Source organism: Pseudomonas sp. HD57-3 (assembly GCF_056113135.1).
The window spans coordinates 2512067-2537711 of the sequence record NZ_CM148568.1; the positions used below are offsets into that span (position 1 = coordinate 2512067).

At 64.0% G+C, this 25645-nt stretch carries 20 protein-coding genes; 15 read left to right on the forward strand and 5 right to left on the reverse strand.

Going from position 1 to position 25645, the window contains the following annotated elements:
- Positions 1–39 precede the first annotated feature (39 nt).
- Together AC0R79_RS11285 and AC0R79_RS11290 are read right to left on the reverse strand one after the other, a co-directional pair.
- Complete coding sequence (locus AC0R79_RS11285; protein WP_474734422.1) at positions 40–1467, reverse strand: mechanosensitive ion channel domain-containing protein; 1428 nt, start codon at positions 1465–1467, stop codon at positions 40–42.
- Positions 1468–1530: 63 nt separating this feature from the next.
- Complete coding sequence (locus AC0R79_RS11290; protein ID WP_474734423.1) at positions 1531–2547, reverse strand: alpha/beta hydrolase; 1017 nt, start codon at positions 2545–2547, stop codon at positions 1531–1533.
- 162 nt (positions 2548–2709) lie between these two features.
- On the opposite strand from AC0R79_RS11290, the gene AC0R79_RS11295 reads away from it, so the two are divergent.
- Positions 2710–3609 (forward strand): LysR family transcriptional regulator, encoded by a 900-nt coding sequence (locus AC0R79_RS11295; protein WP_085607732.1) that lies wholly within the window; start codon positions 2710–2712, stop codon positions 3607–3609.
- A gap of 152 nt (positions 3610–3761) precedes the next feature.
- Here AC0R79_RS11295 and AC0R79_RS11300 read toward each other — a convergent pair whose 3' ends face one another.
- The 3 genes from AC0R79_RS11300 to gspG all read right to left on the reverse strand — a co-directional run bounded on the left by AC0R79_RS11300 (position 3762) and on the right by gspG (position 6164).
- Positions 3762–4454: a hypothetical protein gene (locus AC0R79_RS11300; RefSeq protein WP_474734425.1), complete on the reverse strand. Its 693-nt coding sequence runs from the start codon at positions 4452–4454 to the stop codon at positions 3762–3764.
- Between the two features lie 79 nt (positions 4455–4533).
- Positions 4534–5721, reverse strand: coding sequence for a type II secretion system F family protein (locus AC0R79_RS11305; protein ID WP_007956102.1), 1188 nt, complete (start codon positions 5719–5721; stop codon positions 4534–4536).
- 14 nt (positions 5722–5735) lie between these two features.
- The gene (gene gspG / locus AC0R79_RS11310) at positions 5736–6164 is read right to left on the reverse strand and encodes a type II secretion system major pseudopilin GspG (protein ID WP_007956107.1); all 429 of its coding nucleotides are present in this window, start codon (positions 6162–6164) and stop codon (positions 5736–5738) included.
- A 203-nt stretch (positions 6165–6367) separates the two neighbouring features.
- Between gspG and AC0R79_RS11315 the strand changes: the two genes are divergently transcribed.
- The 14 genes from AC0R79_RS11315 to AC0R79_RS11380 all read left to right on the forward strand — a co-directional run bounded on the left by AC0R79_RS11315 (position 6368) and on the right by AC0R79_RS11380 (position 25643).
- The gene (locus AC0R79_RS11315; protein ID WP_127797531.1) at positions 6368–6979 is read left to right on the forward strand and encodes a lytic transglycosylase domain-containing protein; all 612 of its coding nucleotides are present in this window, start codon (positions 6368–6370) and stop codon (positions 6977–6979) included.
- Positions 6980–7180: 201 nt separating this feature from the next.
- A complete protein-coding gene (mnxG, locus tag AC0R79_RS11320; RefSeq protein WP_474734427.1) occupies positions 7181–13027 on the forward strand; it encodes a manganese-oxidizing multicopper oxidase MnxG in 5847 nt (1948 codons plus the stop codon).
- 74 nt (positions 13028–13101) lie between these two features.
- Positions 13102–15024: a YncE family protein gene (locus AC0R79_RS11325; protein WP_474734428.1), complete on the forward strand. Its 1923-nt coding sequence runs from the start codon at positions 13102–13104 to the stop codon at positions 15022–15024.
- A gap of 13 nt (positions 15025–15037) precedes the next feature.
- Entirely contained in the window at positions 15038–15688 is a 651-nt protein-coding gene (locus AC0R79_RS11330) for an SCO family protein (protein ID WP_007956112.1), read from the forward strand.
- Complete coding sequence (locus AC0R79_RS11335; RefSeq protein ID WP_221535739.1) at positions 15685–16311, forward strand: SCO family protein; 627 nt, start codon at positions 15685–15687, stop codon at positions 16309–16311. Before AC0R79_RS11330 ends, AC0R79_RS11335 begins: the two co-directional genes overlap by 4 nt.
- A 9-nt stretch (positions 16312–16320) precedes the next feature.
- A complete protein-coding gene (locus AC0R79_RS11340) occupies positions 16321–17871 on the forward strand; it encodes a cytochrome c/ABC transporter substrate-binding protein (RefSeq protein WP_474734430.1) in 1551 nt (516 codons plus the stop codon).
- 15 nt (positions 17872–17886) lie between these two features.
- The gene (locus AC0R79_RS11345) at positions 17887–18840 is read left to right on the forward strand and encodes a peptidylprolyl isomerase (RefSeq protein ID WP_474734432.1); all 954 of its coding nucleotides are present in this window, start codon (positions 17887–17889) and stop codon (positions 18838–18840) included.
- A gap of 236 nt (positions 18841–19076) precedes the next feature.
- A complete protein-coding gene (locus tag AC0R79_RS11350) occupies positions 19077–19610 on the forward strand; it encodes a response regulator (RefSeq protein ID WP_085607714.1) in 534 nt (177 codons plus the stop codon).
- A gap of 83 nt (positions 19611–19693) precedes the next feature.
- Entirely contained in the window at positions 19694–21415 is a 1722-nt protein-coding gene (locus AC0R79_RS11355; RefSeq protein ID WP_375746567.1) for a GspE/PulE family protein, read from the forward strand.
- Positions 21396–22199, forward strand: coding sequence for a hypothetical protein (locus AC0R79_RS11360; RefSeq protein WP_474734433.1), 804 nt, complete (start codon positions 21396–21398; stop codon positions 22197–22199). Before AC0R79_RS11355 ends, AC0R79_RS11360 begins: the two co-directional genes overlap by 20 nt.
- Before the next feature lies 1 nt (position 22200).
- Positions 22201–22746 carry a PilN domain-containing protein gene (locus AC0R79_RS11365; RefSeq protein WP_179695650.1) on the forward strand — a complete coding sequence of 182 codons (546 nt, stop codon included), beginning with the start codon at positions 22201–22203 and terminating at the stop codon, positions 22744–22746.
- On the forward strand, positions 22733–23281 hold the full coding sequence (locus AC0R79_RS11370; protein ID WP_011333432.1) for a GspMb/PilO family protein: 549 nt from the start codon (positions 22733–22735) through the stop codon (positions 23279–23281). The genes AC0R79_RS11365 and AC0R79_RS11370 overlap by 14 nt, the downstream gene beginning before the upstream one ends.
- A complete protein-coding gene (locus AC0R79_RS11375) occupies positions 23281–23799 on the forward strand; it encodes a hypothetical protein (protein ID WP_474734435.1) in 519 nt (172 codons plus the stop codon). Before AC0R79_RS11370 ends, AC0R79_RS11375 begins: the two co-directional genes overlap by 1 nt.
- Positions 23796–25643 (forward strand): secretin N-terminal domain-containing protein, encoded by a 1848-nt coding sequence (locus AC0R79_RS11380; protein ID WP_474734436.1) that lies wholly within the window; start codon positions 23796–23798, stop codon positions 25641–25643. The genes AC0R79_RS11375 and AC0R79_RS11380 overlap by 4 nt, the downstream gene beginning before the upstream one ends.
- Positions 25644–25645: the final 2 nt, after the last annotated feature.

Consider the following 25645-nt stretch of genomic DNA (forward strand, 5'->3'; position numbering starts at 1 on the left):
CGCTGAAGAGCGGGCATTTTTTCGTCTGTCGCAAAGGGCTCAGCGCTTCTGCAACCACCCCAAAAACCCACCCTTGCGAACCGGCACAGGCTTCGCCATCAACGCCAGCCGACTGTTCTGCTGCCGTACCGCCTGCAACTTGTTCAACGCCCGACCCACTTCACTGCGCTGCTCCATACAAGCGCGAGTCAGGTTCTTGTCGAGGCGATAAATGATCGAAGAGGTGAGTGCTGTGAACGTCGCTTGCGAAGGCGTATCCGCCAGAATGCTCTGCTCGCCCATGACCTCACTCGGCCCCATGCGCCCGGCCTCGGTGAAGCCGTTGCCGTCCGGCACGCTGGCGCTGACCACGCCGGTGGCGATCACGAACAGGCTGTCCGGGACTTCCTCCAGATTGAGCACCACCTGCCCGGCGCTGTACTGCTGCGCGACCATCGATTCGGCGAGGCGATCGCGTTCTTCATGGCTCAGCGAGCGGAAGATTTTCACTTCATCGAGCAACGCACGGGCGCGGGTCGACGGTTCGATCACGCCGTCCGGGTGCCGCGAAATGCCGGCCGCTTCGAGATGGCGGTGGGCGAGGTCGAACAGTTGATTGCGCACCTCGCTTTTCTTGCCCAACTCGGCGATAAAACCGCTGGCCACGTATTCCGACATTTCGTCGCCGGCCTCCTTCAGCACGGCTTTCGGTGCAGGCGACAGCAGCAGACTGCTGCTGCCTTGCAGCGTGCGGTCGAGGGCGTCGAGTACCCGGCGCGGGCGGATGTGGTTCGGCACCTTGATGCTGATCGACACGCCGTGCAGGTTGTTCGGGCGGCTGAGGTTGACGATCTTGGCCTTGGCCGCCACCGAGTTCGGCACCACGGCCAGGGTGCCGGTGCTGGTCAGCAGGTGCGTGGCGCGCCAGTTGATGTCGAGCACCTTGCCTTCGACGCCGTCGATGACCACCAGATCATCCACCTGATACGGCTTGGTGGTGTTCAGCACGATGCCGGAAAACACGTCGGCCAAGGTGCTTTGCAGCGCGAGACCGATGACGATCGCCACCACGCCGGAGGTCGCCAGCAAGCCTTTGACCGGCAGATCCAGCACATAACCGGCCGCCGCGACGATGGCCGCGAGAAACACCAGCGCCCCGATCACGTCCTGCAACAGCCGGCCGCTGTGGCCGATGCGGCGCATCAGGATCAGGCCGATGACTTCGGTCAGCACCCGCGCGGCGTACAGCCACCAGAGAATCCCCAGCGCCGTCGCCCCGAGTTGCGCCACCGGGTCTTCGGCAAACAACGGCGCCTGCAACGGGCTGACACCGGCGTTGATGGCCAGTGCGTTGAAGGCCAGAAACAGCACCAGTCGCACAGCGACCCGTTGCGCGCGATGCTTGAACGGCACGAGATGCCAGAGCAAGGTGTCGAGCACCAGCAGCAGGGCACTCCAGGACAGCAGGTGGGCAGAAAAAAGGCTCATGAGGTGAACTCCGGCGGGCACAAAAGAAAACGCCACACCCGAAGGTGTGGCGAGGGGTTGCACTCAGTTCAGATGGGTCTTGAGTTCTGCTGCGGCCTGGCGCACGGCGGCTTTCACTTCAGGAATTCCGTTCAGCGGGTTGAGCAGGCCGAAGTCGTGAATCATCCCGTTGTAGCGCACCGAGGTCACCGGTACACCGGCCGCGTCGAGGTGGCGGGCGTAGCCTTCGCCTTCGTCACGCAACACGTCGAACTCGGCGGTCTGCACCAGCGCGGCGGGCAGGCCCTTGAGCTGTTCGGCGCTGGCGTTGAGCGGCGAGGCATGGATCTGCGCACGCTCGGTCGGGTTGGTGGTGTAGTTGTCCCAGAACCACTGCATCATGCCCTTGGTCAGGAAGTGCCCCTCGGCGAATTGCTGGTACGAGCCGTTATCGAACCCGGCGTTGGTCACCGGCCACATCAGCAACTGGAAGCGCAGGGCCGGGGTTTTCTGTTCCTTGGCCATCAACGCCACGACCGCCGCCATGTTGCCACCGACGCTGTTGCCGGCCACCGCCAGACGTTTGCCGTCGACTCCGATGTCCTTGCCGTGCTCGGCCACCCATTTGGTTGCCGCGTAAGCCTGATTGATCGCGGTCGGGTACTGCGCTTCCGGCGACGGCGTGTAATCGACGTACACCGCGACCGCGCCAGAACCCACCACCAGATCACGAATCAGGCGTTGGTGCGTCGGGAAGTCGCCCAGCACCCAGCCGCCACCGTGGAAGAACATGAACACCGGCAGCTCGCCTTTGACCTTGGCCGGACGCACCACTTTCAGGTTGATCGTCTGGCCATCGACCTTGATCGCCTTGTCGCTGACTTCAACGCCGGACAGGTCAACCTTCACCGAAGCCTGGGCGCCGGTCAGCACCGCACGGGCGTCTTTCGGGCTCAGTTGCTCAAGGGGTTTGCCACCCCCGGCGGCGAGGGCGTCGAGGAAGGCCTGAGTGTTGTGTTCGACGCCAGTGCCTTCAGCGGCAAAAGCGTTGCCGATGGACAGGACGAGGAGGGAAGCGGCGAGGGTTTTCTTGATGTTCATGTGCAATTCCTTTTTAAGTCGTTTGAGTTTTTGTATGCCTTGGGATCGGGCTGCTGTGGCGCTGGGCTTCAGGCCTCAGCAACACCGTGAGCACAGATTAATGAGGTGCCGGAAAGTGAAAAAGCGGCTATAAAGCGTTTAACTGTCAACCAGAGAGTGACAATGAACCCGTTCGAAGACATGCGTATTTTTTGCCAGGTCATGGACTCCGGCAGCTTCACGGCGGCGGCCGATCAGTTGGGCCTGTCCAAGCAGTTCGTCAGCCGTCGGTTGATGCAACTGGAGGAGCGCCTCGGCGTGCGATTGCTCAACCGCTCGACCCGGCGCCTGGACGTGACGCCGCTGGGCCAGAGTTATTACGAGTCGGCGCTGCGCTTGCTCGGCGAAGTGGAATCGGTGGAGCAGGGCATCGCCGGACAGACCGCCGAGCCGCGCGGGGCGATTCGCGTGAGTGCGCCGCTGTCGTTTGCGCTGGCCCATCTGGGCTGCTTGCTGCCGCCGTTTCTGCAGCGTTACCGCGAGGTCACGGTTGAGGTGGACCTGAGTGATCGGCCGGTGGATCTGTTGGGCGAGGGTTACGACCTGGCGCTGCGCATCGGTGTGCTGGAGGACTCGACCCTGATCGCCCGACGCATCGCGTCAATCGAGCGGGTGTACTGCGCCAGTCCTGCATATCTGGCCGAACGCGGTACGCCGGTCAAACCGGAAGATCTGCTCGGCCATGACTGCCTGCCTTACGGTCACGGGCGCTCGGTGCAGTGGCGGTTCAACGCGGGGCAGGGCAAGCCGCTGCTGGTGAATGTCACCGGGCGGATGCGCGTCAACAACGGTGAGTTGCTGCGGGATGCGGCGGTAGCGGGGATGGGGATTACCTATCTGCCGACGTTCATTGTCGGCGCGGCGCTGAAGGATGGGCGGCTGGTGCCGGTGCTGGACGAATTTCGGCCGGAACCGCTGACGCTGTCGGCGGTGTATCCGCAGCATCGCCAGGCGTCGCGGCCGGTGCAGGCGTTGATCGAGTTTTTGCGGGAGCGGCTGGATAAGGCACAAGCGATTTTGTAGCCGCTCAAAGATTCAGTAGCCGATAACTGTGGGAGCGAGCTTGTTCCGGGCGGCGTTCCGACGAAAGCTTTCTGTCTGCCAGCGATGAGGTTGTGTGTGCCGACGCCTTCGCGAGCAAGCTCGCTCCCACAGGTGGTGTGTTTCAACGTGAGTCAGTTGGCGCGTTTGTCATCGCCAGGCTCGCCGCCGACATGTACGCCGCGATCATCACCGGGTTCGCCTGCAGCATGCAGGCCTCGGTCATCACCGATTTCACCGGCACGATGTACGCCATGGTCATCACCGATTTCACCGGCGCGGTGTACGCCACGGTCATCGCCGATTTCGCCAGCGCGGTGTACACCATGGTCATCACCGATTTCACCGGCGCGATGCACACCGTGGTCATCGCCGATCTCTCCGGACCGATGAACACCATGGTCGTCGCCAGGTTCTGAATGCGCGCCACTGCGACCGGATGATGCCGTGTTGCCGGAGTGGCCCGAGCCATGGTCACTGCCGCTGTGGCCACTGTTGCCACCGCCGCCACTGCCACTGTTGCCGCCACTGCCGCTGCCGCCGTGACCACCACCATTGCCACCGCTGCCGCCGCCACCTCCATTCCCGCCACCGCCGCCTCCATTGCCGCCACCGCCGCCTCCATTGCCGCCACCACCGCCTCCGCTGCCACCCCCGCCGTTACCGCCTCCGCCTCCGCCACTACCTCCACCACCGCCGCCACCACCACTTCCCCCATCCTTGGCCTGAACACTCGACACCCCGGACAGGCTGTCCGGAATCAGTACGGTAGACGCCGACAGGACTGCGCCGATGGCCATTGCGAGCACGAGCTTTTTAATGTGCATATCGTTCTCCGTCTTTGTTGTCTTGATTGGGAACGTGGATGTGCCTTGTTTTTGCGTGTGATCCGACCCGTTCCCGAGGTCAGTGGATACTCGAAGCCAGTTCGAAGATCGGGATATACATCAGGATCACGATCACCCCGATCAACAGGCCGATGAAGGTCATGAGCAGCGGTTCGAACAAGCGCACGAACCACTCGATCCAGCGGCTGATTTCCTCGTCGTAGAAATCGGCGCTGCGTTCCATCATTTGCCCGAGGTTGCCGGACTGTTCGCCGGCGCGCAGCAGGCGCAGGGACACGGGTGTCACCAGACGGTTGAGCTCCAGCGCAGTGGACAGCGACTGCCCCTCGCGCACCCGCTCGCAGGCCTGATCCAGGCGGGCTCGCGAGGCTACCGTGAGCAAGCCGCGCACCATGCCCATGGCGGTCACCAGCGGAATCCCGCCTTGCAGCAGAATCCCCAGCGACCGGTAAAACCGCGCCAGCTCATACATGAAAATCCGCTGGTGCACGGCGGGCAGTTTCTCCACCAGCCGATCCAGCCCACGGCGAAACGCCGGTTGTTTTTGCAGCACGGCGAGGGCGATGACGATTGTCGCCAACAGGCCGAAAAACTCACCCTGATGGGCGTGCAGAAACATGCCGCTGCTCATCAGGATTTGCGACAGCCACGGCAGGTTCGAGCCCAGCCCTTCGAACACCAGGCTGAAGCGCGGCACCACGTAGCCCATCAAAAACAGCACCACGCCACCGCCGACCACCAGCAACAGCAGCGGGTAGATCGAGGCGCTGACGATCTTCTGCCGCACCTCGTCCATGCGCTGGCGATAGCTCACGTAACGGCCCAGTGCATCGCCGACCGCGCCGGTCTTCTCGCTGGACTGTACCAGCGCAACGTACAAGGGCGGGAAAACCGCCGACAACTGGCCCAGTGCCTGGGAGAAGGATTTGCCCTCGTACAGCAGCCGCACCAGCTCACTCAAGGTTTTGCGGGCGGCGGGGGCGGTTTCTTTTTCGGCCAGGCTTTCCAGCGCATCGATCAGCGGCAGGCCGGCGTTGAGCAGGGTGGTCAGTTCCTGGCTGAACAGCACCAGGTTGAAGGTTTCACGTTTGCTCAGGCGCAACGAACGCCAGTGACGCTCGGCGTGCAGGCTGACCACGCGCAAGCCCTGATCCTCGGCGATGCGCCGCGCTTCGCTCTGACCGGGCGCCTCGACACTCAGCGACACCACCCCGGCCTTGCCCACTGCTTTGAGTTGAAATCGCATGCCGTGTGCTCCGCTTATTGCCAGTTGGTGACTTCGGCGTTTTCGCCTTCGCCGCCAGGCTGGCCGTCCTTGCCCATCGAGAGCAGGTCGTACTCGCTGTTTTCGCCGGGATAGCGGTAGGTGTAGTTACGCCCCCACGGATCCTGCGGCAGTTTTTTCTGCAAGTACGGGCCGGTCCATTTGGCTTCGTCGCTCGGTGCGGTCACCAGCGCCTGCAAGCCCTGTTCGGTGGACGGGTAATGGCCGACCTCCAGCCGGTACAGATCAAGTGCCTTGCTCAAGCCTTCGATCTGCGCCTTGGCGACCTTCACCTCGGAACGCCCCAGCTGGGCGAAATATTTGGGCGCGACGATCCCGGCCAACAGGCCGAGCACCACCAGCACCACAAGCAATTCGAGCAGGGTGAAACCGCGTTGGGCACGCGGACGAAAATGCAGCTTCATGATGACCTCCCGTGAGTGGCAGCCGTGTCGCCGAAAGGGCTTATGCAATTGCCATGCTCAGCCCCCGATAATTTCGGCTGTCGGGCTGAAGCCCTTGTATTACGGGCTTTTCAAGAGTCGGCACAGTGCTTGCGTACGGCTGATTGACGACGGGTCAGTGGGGCATTTCCCCCAATTTTTCGGGGCCTGTCAGGGGAGGCCCAATGATCCATTCATTCACTGCAGGACTGCTCGGCTGCGTGCTGTCGGTCGGTGTCGCGCAAGCCGATGTCTTCGTATCCGTGGACGCCAAGGGCAGCTACGTGCTGTCCAACGTCCACCGTCCCGGACGCACTTACGAGCGGGTGATCCGCGAAGCCGATGCGCCGCTGGTCAGCCTTGACCGGCAACCGCAATTGATCGCCAACCAGCCCTACGCCGAGCTGGTGTCAGCCGCCGCCACCGCCAATCAGCTGCCCGAAGCCTTGCTGCATGCGGTGATCAAGTCCGAATCCAACTACAACCCCGGCGCCACCTCGCCCAAGGGTGCCGGCGGGCTGATGCAGCTCATGCCCGGCACCGCGCGGGACATGGGCGTCACCGACGTCTACGACCCCAAGGCCAACATCCAGGGCGGGGCCAAATACCTCAAGCGCCTGATGACGATGTTCGACAACGACATCGCCCTGGCCGTGGCCGCTTACAACGCCGGGCCCGACGCGGTGCTCAGCCGGGGCCGGGTGATTCCGCCGTTCGCCGAAACCCAGCGTTATGTCCCGAGCGTGCTGCGTCAGTACCGGCGCCTGCAGGGGCTGGCGGTGGATGCACCGCTGTAAAGGATGTCCCCGGTTTCCCCACTATCGGGGCAAACCGATGGCCCCGGAAAAAGTGGGGAATCGGGTGGGGAATATCCCCCGGATTCTCAAGTGGTTTGTGTAACTGGTTGAACAGCAAGACAAATTTTTGTGGCACGCGGATTGCTCCAAGGTTTTTGTCGAGAATCATTCCCGTGAGCACCCACTACGAGGTTTCTGATCATGGTCGGCCTTCATCACGCTCCGTCCCTTTTCAACCTGCTGGTGTTTGTCGCCTCGATGCTCAGCATCGAGGTCGCCAGCTCGGCCGTGCGCTGCGAGCGCAATCTGGTGGCCAATGTGGTCGCCTTCGATCAACCGCTGATGTTCAACCGCCTCGGTGCGCAGAACGTCAACGGGATGATGTTCGCGCTGCGCCGCGATGTGGTCGATGACCATGACGTCTCGCTGGCCTATGGCGGCAGCGCGGTGCCGGGCAAAGTGTCGCTGCGTGCGGACAAGCGTCCACGGCCATTGGTGCTGCGGGTGGCCGCCGGTGATTGCCTGACGATCAATCTGCAGAACCTGCTCGATTATCAGGCCAACCCCAACAAGCACTTCGAAGGGCCTGAAGGCGAAGAAGAAGGCGAGGAGGGCATCGAGAACGCCGGCGGCGCGGAAGACTTCAAGGTCGACGAGCAGGTTGCCGACCGCCATGTCGGTTTCCAGGTCAACGGCCTGCAAGCGGTGAACAGCATCGACGACATTTCCTCCTACACCGGGCGTAACGCCAACACCCTGGTGCCGCCGGGCGCGAGCCGTTCGTACGTGCTGTACGCCGAGCGCGAAGGGGCGTTTGCCGTCAGCAGCCGTGGCGCGACATTCGGCGGGGAGGGCGCGGCCGGCAACGTCGCCAATGGCCTGTTCGGCCAGGTCGTGGTGGTGCCGAAATCGGGACGCACCTATCGCAACACCCTCACTGAAGAAGAAATGCGCCTGGCAACCACCGGCCGCACACCGGCCGGTCACCCCATCGTCGATTACCAGGCCCGTTACCCGCAGCGCGAACCGTGGTTGCGTGAAGGCAAGGCCGGCACGCCGATCATCAGCATGGTCGACGGCAACGAAATCATCTCCAGCGAAAGCGACGCGATCGTCATGGGCAGCAACGCCGATGGCAGTTTTGCGCCCAGCACCTATCCGCTGGAATCAGTGGGCAAACGCAACCCGGCGATCCCCAACCGCCTCGAGCCGTTTCGCGATTTCGCCTCGCAGTTCCAGGACGAAACCGCCGCCACCCAGGCATTCCCCGCCTACTGGGCCGACCCGGTCATGGCCCATGTGCTGGAGCCAACCCGCGACTCGTTCATGATCAACTACGGTTCCGGCGGCATGGGCGCTGAAGTGGTCGCCAACCGTCTCGGCGTGGGCCCGATGCACGACTGCCTGTCGTGTGCCTACGAAGAATTCTTCCTCAGCTCGCACACCGTCGGCGACGTGGCGATGCTGGTGGACGTGCCGGCCAACACCGGGCTTGAGAACATCGCCCCCGGCCAGACACCGAGCGCCGATCAAATCGGCGTCAAGGCCACCATGGCCCTGTATCCGTCGGAGCCGTCGAACGTCAACCACAGCTACATCGGTGACTTCGTCAAATTCCGCAACACCCACAACGGCCACGAGCAGCACATCTTCCACCTGCACGGCCATCAGTGGCTGTTCAACCCCAACGACGACAACTCCGATTACGTCGATGCCCAAGGCATCGGCCCAGGCGCCGGCTATACCTACGAAATCGCCAACGGCGGCTCCGGCAACCGCAACCGGGTGGCCGGCGATGCGATCTATCACTGCCACTTCTACCCGCACTTCGCCCAGGGCATGTGGTCGATGTGGCGGGTGCACGATGTGTTCGAAGAAGGCACCCGGCTGGAAGTCTCGCAACAGGGCGCCGATGGTTATCACAGCGAACCTTACGCACTGCGCAGCGGTAAACCGGCCGCCGGTGCCCGCGCCTTGCCGGATGGCGAGATCATTGCCGGCACGCCGATTCCTGCCGTTGTGCCGCTGCCCGGCAAAGCCATGGCCCCGATGCCGGGCAAAGTGGTGGTGGTGCCGAAAATCGGTGAAACCCTGGTCGCCGGCCACGATGACGACGATGAGGAAGAAGAGGGCGATGACGACGGCGAACACCATGGCGGTAACGGTGGATCGCAAGCCATCGGTTCCCTGGCACTGGTCGATCGCAGCGAAGCCAACCGCAACGCCGACGGCAGCCTGAAAAACCCTGGCTATCCGTTCTGGATCGGCGGCATGGAAAGTTCGGTGGGTCAGCGTCCGCCAACCCCACCGCTGGACATGCTCGACGCCGCCACCGCGCAATCGTTGAAAGCCAGCGGCAAAGCGCTGTGGGCCAACCTCGACCCGAATCAGTCCGGCGGCTGGGACGGCGGCTTGCAGCGTCACACCCTCGACGGGGTGTCGGCCGGAGGCGCGGCGCACACCGTGACCACCTCGCTGGACTTCTCCAAGGAAGTCACCCGCGCCAAACCGATTTACCTGCCTGAAGAGGGCACTGAAGTGGAACAGGCCGCGATGGCGTTCCACGCGAAAAAGGATCACCCAAGCTTTGCCTTGCTGCCCGGCAACCAGATCGTGGCCAAGGCCTTCCGCACCAACGGCGCCTTGCCGATTGCCGGTGCGCCGTACTACGAACCGTGCATGGATGACCGGCAAAAACGCCTGACCAGCAGCGCCGGCACCGGTGAATTCGCCAGCGGCGACCGGCTGGACGGCATGTCCTTCGTCGGCGCCTCGACCTTCACCGCCGACCGCCCGCGCATCTACAAGGCTGCCAACATTCAGTTCGACGCGGTCTACAACAAGGTCGGCTATCACTTCCCGCAAGCCCGGATTCTGGCGCTGTGGGAAGACGCCTGGCCGGTGATCACCAAACAGCGTCCGCCAGAGCCTCTGGTGATGCGCATGAACACCTTCGACTGCGTGCAATACCAGCAAACCAACCTGGTGCCCGCCACCTACGAGATGGACGACTATCAGGTGCGCACGCCGACCGACGTAATCGGCCAGCACATTCACCTGCCGAAGTGGGACCTGACAGCTGCCGACGGTTCTTCCAACGGCTGGAACTACGAGGACGGCGTGCTCTCCCCGGGCGCCGTTCAGGAACGCATTCACGCGATCCGCGAATTCAACCAGTGCGAGGGCACCGATCCGCGCGACGGCACCCAGGCGTGCCCGAAAGCCAAGGCGCATCCGTTCTTCGGCCAGTTCGGGCGCAGTGACTGGATGGGCGCGCGCACGGCCATGCAACGCTGGTTCGTCGACCCGGTGGTCAACGCCAAGGGCGTGGATCGTGGGCTCGGCACCATCTTCACCCACGACCACCTCGGCCCATCGACTCACCAGCAGATTGGCCTGTATGCCACGGTGCTGGCGGAACCGGCCGGTTCCACCTGGTTCCACGCCGAAACCGGCGAGCCTCTGTACAGCGGCGCGCGCCAGGACGGCGGGCCGACTTCATGGCAGGCGGTGATCAACACCGGCGACCTTGACGGCGACGGCAAGAACGACAGCTTCCGTGAGTTCTTCCTCGAATACAGCGACTTCCAGCATGCCTATGAAGCCGGTGTGTACGTGGGCGCCGGCCCCAACGGCGTGCCTAATCCGCAAGCGTTCCCGGCGACCGCCGACAGCTTCCGCTACGCGATCAACCCGCCGGTGCGCAACAACGCCAGCACCCTGCTCGAAGGCGTGCTGGAAGTGCAGGGCGGTCAGGTGCCGGGCTGCCCGAGCCGGCCTTGCCCGCAAGCGATCTCCGTGGATGATCCGGGCATGTTCGTCGTCAACTATCGCAACGAGCCGCTGGCCCTGCGGGTCTACGACCCGAACAAGGTCGGCCCGGACGGCAAGCGCGGCATGCAGGCCGACGGCCTCGGCGGTGATCTGGCGTACGCCATGCAAAGCCGCACCGACCGCGCGATCCCGGCGATGAACCTGGCACCGAACCTGGTGACGGCCGCCACCGGCCCGACCGGCGGCACCACACTGTTCCCGCCGCACATCAACAAGGGCGGCAGCGAGCCGGGCGACCCGTTCACCCCGATGCTGCGTACCTACACCGGCGACAACGTGCGTCTGCGGGTGCATGCCGGCGGCCACGAAGAAGAGCACAACGTCACCCTGCACGGCGTGAAATGGCTGCAGAGCGGTTCCGGTTTCGGCAACAGCTCCAACTCGGGCTGGCGCGCCTCGCAGATGATCGGCATTTCCGAACAGATGGGCTTCATCGCACCTGTGTCGATGCTGTCCAGCTCTGCGGCGACCACCGGTGACTATCTGTACTCGATGGACGCTTCGATCGAAGGCTACTGGAGCGGGATCTGGGGCGTGATGCGCAACTACACGGCCAAACGCAATGACTTGTTCGCCATCCCGAACAACCCGAGCCCGGCCGGCATGCGCAACACCGTGGCCTTCGAGGGCAGTTGCCCACGGATCAGCGCCAACCCCAACGGCATCGGCACCCGGCCGACGGTGCAGCGCAACTATGAAGTGGTCGCCGCGCTGGCCAACGACATCCTCGGCAATCCGCTGGGCCTGAGCATCGGCGATTCGGCCGGGCTCGGTCAGCATGTCGGCGGGCCGCTGAATCCGGCGGGCGGCACCCTGGTGCTGAACTCGCGCACGGTGAGCATTCCGCAGGTCACGGTGACTGATCCTGAGGACGGCGAGACCATCACCATTGGTGGCCAGAGCGGGCCGCTGCATGATCCGACGGCGATCCTGTACGTGCGTAAATCCGACCTCGATCCGGTCAGCGGCAAGCTCAAACCCGGCATTCCGGTCGAACCGCTGGTGCTGCGCGCAGCGGCCGGGGACTGCATCAACATCACCCTGGAAAACCGTCTGCCGAGCGTGATGCCGGACCTGACCCAGACTGCGGTGATGCAAGGCATGGTCAAGCGCGACCGCAACAGCGGCCTGGGCTCGACCACCTTCAGCAACAACCTGATGCGGCCGTCCAGCCACGTGGGGCTGCACGCCCAACTGCTGGCCTACGACATCACCAAATCCGACGGCACCAACGTCGGCGCCAACCCGACCCAGACCGTACCACCACGGGTGGGCAGCAGCGGCGCCTACCCGACTCGTACCTATCAGTACTACGCCGGGCACCTGGAGCGTGAAGGCAAACCGGTCACGCAACTGGGCCGCAGTGTCGACAACATCAACGCCACGGCCGTGGAGTTCGGTGGCCTGAACTTCACCCCGGCGGATGTGATCAAGCAACCGCAAAAAGGTTTGGGTGGTGCGATGAGCATCCTGCCGATCGGCGCGACCTGGGTCGACGATGCACGCAAGGTCAACGCCACGGTCACCGCACCGGGGCAGACGACCTACCGCGACTTCGCGATGGTCTGGCACAAGGCGCTGAACACCCGCTGGGCCAATGGCCGGCCGGTCGAAGGCATCGCAGCCGAGGGCTTCGGCGTGCCGACCGATCCGCAGGACAACTCGAGCATGGCGATCAACTACAAGACCGAACCGCTGTGGTATCGCTTCGGCCTCGCCCCGGATGCGCCGTTCGGCCGCGCCGATGGCGCGGGTTACGGCGACATGACCAACGCGCACATGGCCTACAGCAATGCGCTGGTGGGGGGCGATCCGCAGACGCCGGTGCTGTATGCCAAACCGGGTCAGCCGTTCCGTACGCACATCCTGATGCCGAGCGGCGGCAGTCGCGGCACGACGTTCCAGCTCGACGGACACGTCTGGTCGCTCAACCCGTTCCAGGCCGAGAAGAGCGACACCGGCGGCTACCCAATGGGTGCGCCGGGCGTGGGTTCGGTGCGCTTCGGTTACAACCCGATGTCGATGTACATCGGCGCTCACGAAAGCATCCTGCCGGCGGCGCACTTCAGCTTCATGATCCCGAGCGCCGGGGGCAGCAACGCGATACCGGGGGACTACCTGTTCCGCGATTACGCCGCCTATGGCAACACCTCGGGGCTGTGGGGATTGCTGCGGGTGACCAATGAGCCGGAGCCGGCGCCGCCTGCTCAGTAGGTGCCAATGCGCGACCTGTGGGAACCGGTGAAACCGCTCCCACAGGTGGGGAAAGGTTTGTAGGGGAGAGAGGTATGAACAGGATCATCAACATCATTGGCGTCTGCCTGCTGGCGATGGCCGGCGCGCTGCTCACGCTGAGCGAGATTGCCCTGGCGCAAACCGGCGCCGGGCAGGTGCTGACCCGCGACGGCGTGTCGATCGCCTTCGATCTGAAGCCGCTGGCCAGCGACGGCCAGTTGCGTGAGGGCGAGTTCGCCGACGTGCAGTTTCGCGTCACCGACGGTGCGTCCGGCCAGCCGTTGTCCGGTGTGGCGCCGGGGGCGTGGATCGATCCGCAAGCCGTCGCCGCCGATCAGGCCCAGGGCCGTGATCAGAGCTGCAAGTCGCGGGTCGGCACGTTCCTCAAATCCAACATCGGCGCGCGGCCGCTGCTCGACCTCAACAGCTATTTCCTGTTGGTGATGAACCGCGATGCCAGCGTTTCGGTGGTCGATCCGTCAGTCTCGGTCGGCGGCATCACCAGCACCCTGGCGCGGATCGAACTCAAGCAATCGCCGATGGACTGGGTCACGCCCAAGGACAACAAAAAGGTCTTCGTGTCGATGCCGATGGCGGGGGAAGTGGCGGTGATCGACAGCGAGCAATTCAAGGTGATCGACTCGGTGGCCGCTGGCAGCCAACCGGTGCGGGTCGCGCTGCAACCGGACGAGCGCCTGCTGTGGGTCGGCAACAACGCGAGCAAGGCTGAAGAATCCGGCGTAACGATGATCGACACCCAGAGCCTCAAACCGCTCAAACACCTGGCAACCGGGCGCGGCCACCACGAAATCACCTTCAGCAAGGACAGCCGTTTCGCCTTCGTCAGCAACCGCGACGACGGCACCCTCAGCGTCATCGACATCGCCAGCCTGAGCCTGCTGCAACAGGTCAAGACCGGTGCCAGCCCGTTGTCGGTGGCGTACTCGCCGCTGTCCGGCGCGGTGTACGTTGCGGATGGCAAGGACGGCACTGTCACCGTGATCGACAGCAACAGCCGAGCCGTACGCCGGGTGATCAAGCTGCAACAGGGCCTCGGCCCGATGGGCTTCAGCGCCGACGGCCGTTTTGGTGTGGTGCTGAACACGGTGGAAAACCGTGCCACGGTCATCGACGCGGCCAACGATTCGGCGATCCATGATCTGGAAGTCTCGGCCGAACCCTATCAAGTGGTGTTCACCCAGGCGTATGCCTATGTGCGCGGACTGGCCTCGCCGAAAGTCACCATGATCAACCTGTCTTCGCTGGGCGAAGGGCGTCAGCCGATTACCCAGGGTTTCGAGGCCGGGCCGCAGCCGCCACGGCTGGCCGGGGACCTGCCGCTGGCGTCGAGTCTCGCGGTATCGCGCGATGACAACGCGGTGTTCGTGGTCAACCCGGTGGACAACACCACCTATTTCTACGCCGAAGGCATGAACGCGCCGATGTCCGGTTACCCCAACCGGGGGCAAATCGCCCGCGCCGCGCTGGTGATCGACCGCAGCCTGCGCGAACTCTCGCCGGGACTCTACAGCGCCCGGGTCAAGCTGCCGGCGGCGGGGCGCTTCGACGTGGCGTTCCTGCTCAACCAGCCGAACATCATCCATTGCTTCAGCGCCCAGGTGGGGTCCGATGGCGAGCCGGAAAAACACCTGGGCGCGGCAAAAGTCGAGTTCCTGCTGGACAAGACCGCCGTGGCCCTCAACGACCCGTACGTGGTGCGTTTTCGCATCGTCCAGGGCAAACAGAAGATCCAGCGCAGCGGCGTGACCGACGTGCAGTTGCGCTACTTCCTCGCGCCGACTTCCCGGCCCCGTGAAGTGGCCGCACGGGAAGTCGCCGACGGCGTGTACGAAGCGCCGGTGACTCTCGACCGCAGCGGCGCCTGGTACCTGCATGTGCGCGCGGCCTCGCTGGGCGCCGGTTTCGACGACAAGACATTTGCCAGTGTCCGGGTGCTGCCCGGCCAGACTCAGTGACGAGGAAAAGACCATGAACCGATTTGCATCCCGTGGCCTGCTGACCCTGTGCCTGTTGGCCGTCGGTATCCAGCAGGCCAGCGCCCACTCGGCGGACGAGCATGCCGGGCACACGGCACCCGCCGCCAACAGCCAGGAGCACGCCCAGGTCAAGTTCGCCGACGTGCCGCTGCTCGACCAGAACGGCAAGACCGTGCACCTGGAGCAGGATCTGGTGCACAACAAGATCGTCGTCATGAGTTTCATCTACACCAGTTGCACCACGGTCTGCCCGGTGGTCTCGTCGATCATGGGCAAGGTGCAGAAACAGCTCGGTGCCCGGGTCGGCGCGGAAGTGCAGCTGGTGTCGATCAGCATCGACCCGCAGCGCGACGACCCGAAACGTCTGCAGGATTACGCCCGCACCTTCCAGAAAGGCCCGGGCTGGAGCTGGCTGACCGGTTCGCCGCAATCGATCACCGCCACCCTCAAGGGCCTCGGCAGTTTCAGCGGCGACTTCAAGAATCACCAGCCGCTGATCCTCGTCGGTGACGGCAACAGTCGCCACTGGACGCGCTATTACGGCTTCACCGACCCGGCATTGCTGGCCAAGGAAGTCGAGAAACTCAGCGGCCTGCGCACCCACGCCAAACACACCGCGATTGCCATGGAGCAACAACCATGAGAACCCTGGACTGGATCACCCTGACGGTCTGTTTCTGGATTTTCAGCGCCATGGCCCTGGCTCACGAAGGCCACGAGCAACCCGCACCCGCCACAGCCAGCGCTGCGCCCGCACCGGCCAAAGGCACCCACGATGCGAAAACCTGGTTCACCGACACCCCGTTGCTCGACCAGCACGGCGACGTCCAGCGTTTCTACAGCGATGCGCTGCACAACCGCGTGGTGCTGCTCAACGTGATCTTCACCAGTTGCAATGACGCCTGCCCGCTGATCACCCGCAAGCTCAAGGAAGTCCGCGAGCTGCTGGGCGACAAGGCCGACGGCATCACCTTCATTTCCCTTACCAGTGATCCGCTGCGCGACACGCCGGCGGTGCTCAAGGCTTACACCTTGAAGCAGGGTGCCGATGACCCTCACTGGCTTTTCCTCACCGGCGACAAGGCGCAGATGGACCTGGTGCTGGGCCGCATCGGCCAGATCGTGCCGACGCCCGAGCAGCACTCGACCCAGTTGATCGTCGGCGATGTGGCCAACAAACGCTGGAGCAAAATCCGTCCCGACGCCCCGGCCGCCGCCATTGCCCAGCGCTTGCAGCTGCTGACAATGCCCGTGGCCGGCCGCTGAGTCCGCGCCATGAACCTCGGCCGCGTCCTCGCCCTGATCCTGCTCGCTGGCGTCAGCCTCGGCGCGGCCGCGTTGCCGCTGACCGATGAGGAAAGCGCCGGCAAGCGCCTGTACCGCGAAGGCCTGTCCGCCAGCGGCGAGCCGATCATGGCGCGGGTCGGCGCGGCGGATGTGTTGCTGCCGGCCACCAGCCTGCCGTGCGCCAACTGCCACGGCGCCGATGGTCTGGGCCGGCCCGAAGGCGGAGTGCGTCCGCCGGAACTGAACTGGTCGCGGCTGACCAGCATCCACGGTCAGCAGCAGGTCAATGGCCGCAACTACCCGGCCTATACCGACAACAGCCTGGCGCGGGTGATCCAGCAGGGCCGCGACCCCGGCAACAATCGCCTCGACCCGAGCATGCCGCGCTTCCTGCTGTCGATGAAGGATCAGCGCAACCTCACCGCGTACCTCAAACGCCTGGCCGATGACCGCGATCCGGGGCTCGATGACCAGACCTTGCACCTGGGCACCTTGCTGCCCAGCCAAGGGCCGCTGGCCGAGGAGGGCGCAACCATCGCGGCGGTGCTCAACGGCAGTGTGGCGCGGATCAATCAGGCCGGTGGCATTCACGGCCGGCAGTTGCGCCTGACCGTGGCCGATCCCGGCCCGGATCGCGCCAGCGCCGAACAGGCCCTGCAACGGCTGATCGAGGAAGAGCAAGTCTTCGCCCTGATCGCACCGCTGGCGCCGGCGCTGGACAGCGAACTGGCGCCACGTCTGGAACAGTCCGGCGTGCCGCTGATCGGGGCCATGTCGCTGCTCGGCCCGGTGCAGGCCAGCCCGCAGATTTTCGAACCGCTGCCGGGGCTGCGCGAGCAACTGATCGCGCTGGCCGATTACGCCACCGCCAGTTTGCGGGTGCTGCAAGGGCCGACGCTGATTGCCTATCCCGATGACCCGGCCCAGGTGCTGGCGGCACAGACCCTTGGCCGCTATCTGCAGGATCACGGCTGGCAAAAAGTCCATTTGCAGGCCTACGACCCGACGGCGGACAGCTTGCCGCTGGGCTCGCGCTCGGTGTTCTACCTGGGCAGCGGCGGCGGTTTCAGCCGGCTGGCGACCGGGTTGCAGAACGCCGGGCAGGTGCCGTACCTGTTTGCCGCTTCGAGCCAGGTGGCGGGGGATCTGTTGCAGGTGCCGGAGGGTTTTTCCCGGCGGGTGTTTCTGGCGTATCCGTTCGTGCCCAGCGACTGGACCCAGGCCGGGCGCATGGCGCTGACGCTGTTGCGCGAGCATCAAGGCCTCGGCGCCCAGCACGCGGTGCTGCAAGTCGGCGCCTACGCCTCGATGCTGTTGTTCAGCGAAGGCATGAAGCAGGCCGGCCGCGACGCCAGCCGCGAAAAACTGGTGGCGGCGCTCGAAGGCCTGCACGACTTCGACACCGGCCTGACCCCGCGCCTGAGCTTCGGCCCCGGCCGACGATTGGGCCTGAGCGGGGCGCATGTGGTGACCGTTGACTTGCCCGACCAGCGTTTTTATCTGGTCGCTCCCTACAAACCGATTATTGCCACGCCCTGACCGGAGGCCCTGATCATGAAGCTCAAAACCCTGTGTTTGTTGCTGACATGCTGGTTGCCGGTGGCGCTGGCGAACAATGAACCGGTGGCCGCCCGGGTCAACGGCGAGGCGATTTCCGAGTTTCGCCTGGAACGCTTTTTCGCCGAATACCTGGAAGATCAGGGCCGCGCCGTGGCGAGCATCCGCAACCCCAAGGCCTATAAACAACTGCGTCAGGCCGCGCTGGACACGCTGATCGACAAGGAACTGCTCTGGCAGGAATCGCGCAAGCGCGGGGTGAAGATCGATGCGCAAGCCGTGCGCGAACAGGTCGAACAGACCCGCACCGCCATTGGCGGCACCGATAAATTCCTCCAGCGTTTGCAGGACGCCGGTTTCGACGAAGCCTCGTTCACCGAGTACACCCACCGCGAACTGGCGGCGCAGCGGATGTTTGCCGAGCTGACCCAAGTCCAGGCCCCGGACGAGCAAACGGTGCGGGCGTTTTTTGCAGAACACCGCGCTGAAATGGGCGCGCCGGAGCAGGTGCAGGCCCGGCACATTCTGATCAAGGTTGCCGGCGATGCCGATGCCGCCACGGTTGAAGCGGCGCGGCTACGCTTAGAAGAGTTGCGCGCAGCTATCGCAGGGGGGCAAACCTTTGCTAGCGTCGCTCAATCGGGATCGGAAGATGTCACCGCCAGCCAGGGCGGGGACCTGGGGTATTTCGCCCGTGGGCAAATGGTGCCGGCGTTTGAAACGGCGGCCTTTGCCCTCAAGCCTGGCGAAGTCAGCGCGGCGGTGCGCACACCGTTCGGCTGGCATTTGATTTTTGTCGAGAACCACAAGGAGGCGGCCGATGTCCCAGAGGAGCAAGGGCTGGAAACAGTCAGGGCGTACCTCGCCCGACAGCAACAGACCCAGGCTCGTCGTCAGGTGCTCGCGCAATTACGGGCAGAGAACAGGATCGAACGAATTGACGACGACTGAAGGTTCCCCCCCAATAGTGGGGAATGGCTTCGATGCCCATTCAGGTGCTTCCCCGTTTCTGGGGAACGGGGTACCGGGACGAGCGGGCATTTCCATTCAATTCAAGGACATGAAGACAAAAAATTACCGGCATTCAGCCTGGCATGAAGTGTGCGTTACCTCTTGTGAGGCGCACTCCAGCAGGTTCGGGTCATTGAATTTCAATTGCCGGCACTTGAGGTTTCAGGGAGTCCACCTTGGTTAACAAAGTACTGGTTGTCGAAGACGAACAGCTGCTTGCACAGAACCTTCAGGATTATCTGTCGGCGCAAGGGCTGGAAGTCCGGATTGCACATGACGGCGCAGACGGAATCGGCCAGGCCGAGACTTTCGCCCCCGACGTGCTGGTGTTCGATTACCGCTTGCCCGATATGGAAGGGTTCGAGGTGCTCGACGCGGTTCGCCAGAACAGGACGTGTCATTTCGTGCTGATAACGGGTCACCCGACCGCTGAAGTCTGTGAGCGGGCGCGGCAACTGGGGGTCAGTCACATCCTGTTCAAACCGTTTCCTTTGGCGGAACTGGCCCGAGCTGTCTGCGACCTTCTGGGGATCCAGCGCGAAGCGAAACCCGGTGCGAGCCCATCCGAAGGCTTTGTCGAACGACGCCAGAGCAGGACCGAGAGCTTCCCGTTGCAGTTGTACGATGGCAGTTGGGTGCTGGCGGACCGCCGACGAAACAGGTCGGAGGCCATGGCACCGGACGACGATCAAATGCTCACCGGGGAGTAATGGCGCGATAGACGTTCCGGCACTCGCCGAATTCGCCTCCCGCGCCGTCAGGGCCTCAAGCCCCGGGTGTTGGAGAGCAAGCCATGGATCGTCTGTCCGTTGTCGTCGAACCGCTGTCGGTCAATCCTCCACAGGAGGCACAGACCCCGCCACGCTTTTCCAGTGAACAACTGGCCCAGGCCCGGGCACGGGCTACCACTTCCGGGGAACGGGTGCTCGATGCACTGGCCGTGCTTTGCGAACTGGCGCCGATGCCGTTCATTGCCAGCCTCGGCGCCACCCTGCATTACCCGGTGCTCGACACCGACACGCTGTTTCTGGCGACCCCGGTGTTCGATCGGGTCACCCTCGCGCAATGCCTCAAACGTGAATTCATCCTGCTGCGCCACAACGACGAAGTCATCGGCGTGTTCGCCGACCCCTTCGACACCGCGCGCCTGGCCTGGATCGACGAATGCCTGCACGGCGCGCCGCTGTATCTGGTGCACGCCGACGACCTCAAGGCCTATCTGGCCCGCCACGAAGAAAGCTTCCACGCCGTCGAATCGCTCAACGCCCAGGCCGACGCCGGCAGCGAGACCGACACCCTGCAAAGCCTGTCGCTGACCAGCATCAGCGAAGACTCGAGCGTGGTGGTGAAACTGGTCAACTCGACCCTGTACGACGCGCTGAAAATGCACGCCAGCGACATCCACCTCGGCACCACCGGCCAGGGCCTGGTGATCAAGTACCGTATCGATGGTGTGCTGAACAACATCGGCAAGATCCAGGGCAGCGAGTTCGCCGAGCAGGTGATCTCGCGGGTCAAGGTCATGGCCGAACTGGACATCGGCGAAAAACGCGTGCCGCAGGACGGTCGCTTCAAGATCGGCATCAGCGGCCGGCAGATCGACTTCCGGGTGTCGATCATGCCGAGCATCTTCGGCGAAGACGCGGTGCTGCGGGTGCTGGACAAACAGGACCTGGCCGACAAGGTCTGCGGCGTGCAACTGCAAGCGCTGGGCTTTGAAGACGAAACCCTGCGCCAGTTGCGTCGCCTCGCCGCCGAACCCTACGGCATGGTGCTGGTGACCGGCCCCACCGGCAGCGGCAAGACCACCACGCTGTACGCGATGATCACCGAGATCAACCACGGCGTGGACAAGATCATCACCATCGAAGACCCGGTGGAATATCAGCTGCCCGGCGTGCTGCAAATCCCGGTCAACGAGAAAAAAGGCCTGACCTTCGCCCGTGGCCTGCGCTCGATCCTGCGCCACGACCCAGACAAGATCATGGTCGGCGAGATCCGCGACCCGGACACCGCGCAGATCGCCGTGCAATCGGCGCTCACCGGTCACCTCGTATTCACCACCATTCACGCCAACAACGTGTTCGACGTGATCGGTCGTTTTACCCAGATGGAAATCGATCCCTACAGCCTGGTCTCGGCGCTCAACGCGATTCTTGCCCAGCGTCTGATCCGGCTGGTGTGCAGCAGTTGCAGCACGCCGGTCAACCCGAGCGATGAAGAGCTGCGCGCATCGGGCCTCGATCCACAGAAAGTCGATCACTACCACTTCGTCCACGGCAAGGGCTGCGGCCACTGCCGGGGCAGCGGCTATCGCGGACGCACGGCGATTGCCGAGCTGCTGCACCTGGACGACGAACTGCGGCAGATGATCGTCGAGCGCCAACCCATCACCCAGATCAAAGCCCTGGCCTGCGCCCGTGGTTTGCGCCTGTTGCGCGAATCGGCGCTGGAGCTGGTGGAGCACGGTCGGACCACGCTGGAGGAGATCAATCGTGTCACTTTTATCGCGTGATCAATTTATCGCCGTGCTCGGCGCCAGCGGTGTCGGCCTCGGCCAGCGCCGGGGCTGCGACACCCTGTGGCTGGGCAGCGTCGGCTACATCGACGAAGGCTTTCAGAGCTACGCGGTGGCGCTGGACACCCTCGACCGCCTGCTCGGCGAACACACCCGTGCCGGCGCCGAGCTGAGCGTGGTGATCTCCGGCCACTTCAGCCGTTTCTGCCTGGTGCCGTGGAGCGAGCAGATCAGCAGCCCTGACGAACTGCGCGGCTTCGCCCAACTGTGCTTCGAAGACCTGTTCGGCGCCCCGACCCAACCCTGGAGCCTGGTGCTGTCGGCTGAGCCCGCCGGGCATGACCGGATCGCCAGTGCCTTGCCGCAGGATTTGCTGGAACGCCTGCGCACGCTGGTAAGCGCTCGCGGCCTGCGTCTGCGTTCGGTGCAGCCGTACCTGATGACCGCGTTCAACCGTTTCGACAAAAGCCTCGACGCCGGCGACTTCCTGTTCATCGTCGCCGAACCGCAACGCAGCGTGTTGCTGCTGGCGCGGGAAGGGCGCTGGTCGTCGGTGCGTTCGGTGGGCGGCAGCGACAGCGACGCGGCACTCAGCGCGCTGATCGGTCGTGAACGGCAACTGCAAGCCTCCACCAGCGAACGCGCCTTCAACGTTTATCTGCACGCCCCGGCGCGCCTTGATGCGCAACCGGATGTGGCGGGGGTGCACCTGCGCACCCTCGAAGACGACTCGATGACCGTGCGTGACGCCTTGTACGTCATGTCCCGGGCGGTGGCCTGACATGCGCGCCTTGAACCTCGACTTCCAGCCTCGTCCTCGCTCCGGCCCGTTGGGCTGGAGCCTGCTCGGCGGCGGTGTGTTGCTCGCGCTGGTGTGCTTCGGCGTGCAGCAGCACCTCGGCGATCAGGCCGAACAACAGCAAGGTCACCTGCAGCACACCCAGCGCCAGCTCACCGGCGACAGCGGCGCCAAGACAACCTTGAGCCCGGCGGAAACCCGCGAGCAGGCGCAGAACCTTGCTGAAATGCGCAAGGTCTCGCAGCAACTGCGCCGGCCCTGGGAGCGCCTGTTCGCCATGCTCGAAGCCATGCCGCGCGACGACATCGCCTTGCTGACCCTGACCCCGGATGCACGCAAGGGCCAGGTGCGGATCAGCGCCGAGGCGCGGGATCTGCAAGCGATGCTGGATTTCCACAAACGGCTGGAGGCCAGTGACGAGCTGTCCGACGTGTCGCTGCTGAGCCACGAAATCGTCGTCAAATCGCCGGAGCAACCGGTGCAATTCAACCTGTCGGCGACCTGGGAGATAGGCGATGCGAATCCCTAGACTGATCGTTCACGAATACCTGCAAGGCCTCGGTGTTCCGGGCCTGGCCGGTCTGGCGCTGCTGCTGGTCACGCTGGCCTGGGCACTCGGCGGTTTGCTGCCGGGCTGGCAGTCGCTGCAACAGCTCAGCCAGCAAACCCAGGAAGCCACCGAATACCTGGCCAAGGTCGAGGACGGCAGCATCGCGCCGCCGGTGGTGCCGCAACGTCAGCTGGATGATTTCCGTAACAAGCTGCCGGCCCAGCCGCAGGCCACCGTCGCCATCGACCGCATCTACGCGTTGGCTGCGCAGGAACACATCACCCTGGCGCGCGGCGAATACGCCCTCGGCGTCGATCCCAAGACCCATTTGGCGCGCTACCAGATCCTGTTGCCGGTGCGCGGCAGCTACCCGCAACTGCGCCGTTTCCTGCACGCCTTGCTCGGCCAGTTGCCAGCGGTGGTGGTGGAAGACGTCGAGTTTCAACGCAAGAAGATTGCCGATACCGACCTCAGCGGCCGGATCCGTATGACCCTCTATCTGTCGAGGTCGTGATGGACACCAAACGCATAACTGGCTGGGTGGGGTTCTTCGGCGTGGCGGCGGCGCTGGCCTGGTTACCGGAATATTTCTCGCCGAGCGACGAAGCTGACTTGACCGAAGTCGCCGTGGCCAGCCCGGCCAAAGCCAGCGCCCGTGGCGGCTTGCCCGCCAGCAGCGCCAAGGCGAATGCGGCGCCGATCAAGGACCTGAGCCCGGCCGGCGACCTGTTTGCGAGCAGATCCTGGAAGGCCGCGCCGACCCTGGCGACGGTCACCGAACAAGCGATCAACCAAACCCCGGTGGTGCAAGCCCCGAGCCTGCCACCGGTGCCGTTTCAGTTCGTCGGCAGGCTGCATGACCGCAGCGACCTGCAGGTGTTCTTGCAGGACGGCGAGAAAATCTACGTCGTGCGCAGCGGGGATGTGATCGACGACACCTGGAAGATTGCGGCGATTTCCGATGTGGAACTGAGCCTGGTCTACCTGCCTTTGCATTTGTCGCAGACCTTGTCTGTGGGGAGTACGCAATGAACAGATCCCGTTTGCTGATGAGCCTCGGCCTGTGTGCCGGGCTGGCCGCGTGCAGTTCCGCGCAGGTCGCCAACAAGGAGGCTTCCGACCTGATCGAGCAAGGTCAATACGAGGCCGGGCTGGCCCGGATCGAAGAAGGCCTGCGCGAAGATCCTCGCGACACCGAACTGCATTTGCTGCTCAACAGCGGACGGGCCAAAGCCATTACCGCGCTGCTGACCTCCGGTGACACCGACCGCGCCCGCCGCGATTTCGCTTCGGCCCGCACCGCCTACAGCCGGGTGCTGACCATCGAGCCGAACAACCGCCGCGCCCAGGATGCCCTGCGCCAGCTCGACTACCTGCGCAGCATGGACGAGAAGCTGGAGCTGGCCCGTGGCGATCTGCGCCGGGGTGACATCTACGGCGCCGACCGTCAGGTCAAACAGATCCTCGAACTCGACCCGAAAAACGACGGCGCGCTGGAACTGCAAGGCAACATCCGTCTGGTGCAGAGCCGCAACGTGATCCAGTACCCGCAACTGCGTACCCGGCTCGATCGCCCGGTGACCCTGGAATTTCGCGACGCCAACCTCAAGACCATTTTCGAAGTGCTGTCGCAGGTTGCCGGCCTGAATTTCATCTTCGACAAGGACCTGCGCCCGGACATGAAAGCCACGATCTTCGTGCGTGATGTGCGCATCGAAGACGCCGTGCAACTGCTGCTGCAACAGAACCAGCTGCACCAGAAAGTGGTGAACGAAAACACCTTGCTGATCTTTCCGGACTCGCCGCAGAAGCTGAAGGACTATCAAGAGCTGGTGATGCGCACCTTCTACCTGACCAGCATCGACGCCAACACCGCGCTGAACATGATCAAGACCATGCTCAAGACCCGCGACGTGTTCGTCGACGAACGCCTGAATACCCTGACCATGCGCGACACCGAAGACGCCGTGCGCATGGCTGAGAAACTCCTGCAATCGCAAGACCAGTCCAACCCCGAAGTGGTGCTGGAAGTGGAAGTGATGGAAGTCGCCACCCAGCGCATTCTCGACCTCGGCCTGCAATGGCCGAACACCTTCGGTGTGGTCAACAGCGACGGTTCGGCGGTGACCCTTCTCGATCAACTGAAAGGCATCAACTCCAGCCGGATTTCGATCTCGCCGTCGCCGCAAGCCAAGATCAACGCGCAGGACAACGACATCAACACCCTGGCCAGCCCGGTGATCCGCGTCAGCAACCGCGAACAGGCGCGCATCCACATCGGCCAGCGGGTGCCGATCATCAGCGCCACCTCGGTGCCTTCGACCCAGGGCCCGGTGATCACTGAAAGCGTGACCTATCTCGACGTCGGTCTGAAGCTCGAAGTGCAACCGACCGTGCACCTGAACAACGAAGTGGCGATCAAGATTGCTCTGGAAGTGAGTAACGCCACGCCGCTGGAACCGACCCGCCAGGGGACGATTCCGGTGCAGGTCGACACCCGCAATGCCCAGACCTCGCTGCGCCTGCATGACGGCGAAACCCAGATCCTCGCCGGCCTGATGCGCAACGACCACGGCGCCACCGGCAACAAGATTCCGGGCCTCGGCGACATTCCGGGTCTGGGCCGGTTGTTCGGCAGCAACAAGGACACCATCGGCAAATCGGAACTGGTGCTCTCGATCACCCCACGGATCGTGCGCAACCTGCCGTACCAGAGCCCGTCGGACATGGAATTCCCGACCGGCACCGAAACCAGCATGCACATCCAGGCGCCGGACCGTTCGCAGAACTACACCATGCCAGCGCCTGCCGTGCAGCCTCGTGCAGTCGGTGAAGCGGCCGTGGCAACCACTCACGTTACCGTCGAGAAGCCTTGATC